Annotated in this window: 3 protein-coding genes; 1 reads left to right on the plus strand and 2 read right to left on the minus strand. The window is 51.0% G+C overall.

Annotation, left to right across the window (positions count from 1 at the left end; all coding sequences use genetic code 11):
- The coding region (locus tag ACR0E2_RS20655) for a GDCCVxC domain-containing (seleno)protein (RefSeq protein ID WP_480447756.1) at positions 1 to 197 on the minus strand (197 nt) is incomplete at its 3' end.
- A 4-nt stretch (positions 198 to 201) separates the two neighbouring features.
- Entirely contained in the window at positions 202 to 567 is a 366-nt protein-coding gene (locus tag ACR0E2_RS20660; RefSeq protein WP_480447757.1) for a hypothetical protein, read from the minus strand.
- Between the two features lie 47 nt (positions 568 to 614).
- On the opposite strand from ACR0E2_RS20660, the gene ACR0E2_RS20665 reads away from it, so the two are divergent.
- Positions 615 to 1004, plus strand: coding sequence for a MerR family transcriptional regulator (locus ACR0E2_RS20665; protein ID WP_480447758.1), 390 nt, complete (start codon positions 615 to 617; stop codon positions 1002 to 1004).
- Positions 1005 to 1021 lie beyond the last annotated feature (17 nt).

Genomic DNA, 1021 nt, shown 5'->3' on the forward strand with positions numbered 1-1021 from the left:
TTCTGGATCGGCGGGCAAGGCACCGTTGCATAGGAGCAGTAGACACAACAATCCCCTTCCAATGGTTTCAAGACTGCTGCGCAAGACTTGCATTCATAGAACCACTGGCAAGCATCCGTCGGCATTATTTCGGTTTCGCTGTGACCGCATTTCGGGCACGTCAGGGTGCTTTCAAGCACTAAAGTTTGCTCTGTCATTGTTTCACATCTGCATTATCAGGTAATCGTTGATCCGGGCCTCGTTAAAGACGACGACCCAAGCTAACGCGGTGATTGCGGTCGTCCCCGAAAGCCACCATTTCAACTTTGATAGGGAACCTCGCTGATAAGATACAAGCCACGATATCGCGACAAGCACCGTCGAAATCGTCAATACGTAGTAGCTTGCCGCCGCGATCTTTCCGAAAACAGCCAACCAACTGCCTCCTAGTCCCAGCAACATCATTGTCATGGGCAATACACAGCAAGTCGCAACGCCAAGTGCTGACAGTGATCCGAGATAACTAACGCTAAGGTACTTCTGCATTTCATTCCCTTGATCAATTTGAGGTGTTGAAACGACAGCCATTGGTATAACTTCTGTAGTCGCTACAGGATCAAGACGGAAAAACTCACATGTTTGCGATTGGGGAAGCATCCCGGCAAAGCGGTGTCGGCATTGAAACGATCCGCTACCATGAGCGCGAAGGGATCGTGCCCAAACCAGAACGGGCACCGAATAATCGCCGGATGTACTCTGCGCACGATGTTGGAAGACTTCGTTTCCTGAAAAAATGCCGTGATTTGGGCTTTCCGCTAGCCGATACAAAGACGCTTCTCAGCCTGTCCGAAGGCGACGGAGAGAATTGCCGGCCCATAAAAGAGCTGGCTGAGCTTCATATCTTCAATGTGCGTGAAAAGATAAACGAGCTGAAGCGATTGGAAGCGGCGCTGAGCGAACTCACAGCCAACTGCGACAGCGGGAATGTCTCTTGCCCCATGCTCTCAAAACTGCGCACCGACTAGTGAAACTTCGGGCTCGA

Source organism: Ruegeria sp. A4, assembly GCF_056543025.1.

Coding starts and splice junctions, on each gene's coding strand:
- ACR0E2_RS20665 (WP_480447758.1), top strand. CDS start 615: ATGTTTGCGATTGGGGAAGCATCCCGGCAAAGCGGTGTCGGCATTGAA.
- ACR0E2_RS20660 (WP_480447757.1), bottom strand. CDS start 567: ATGGCTGTCGTTTCAACACCTCAAATTGATCAAGGGAATGAAATGCAG.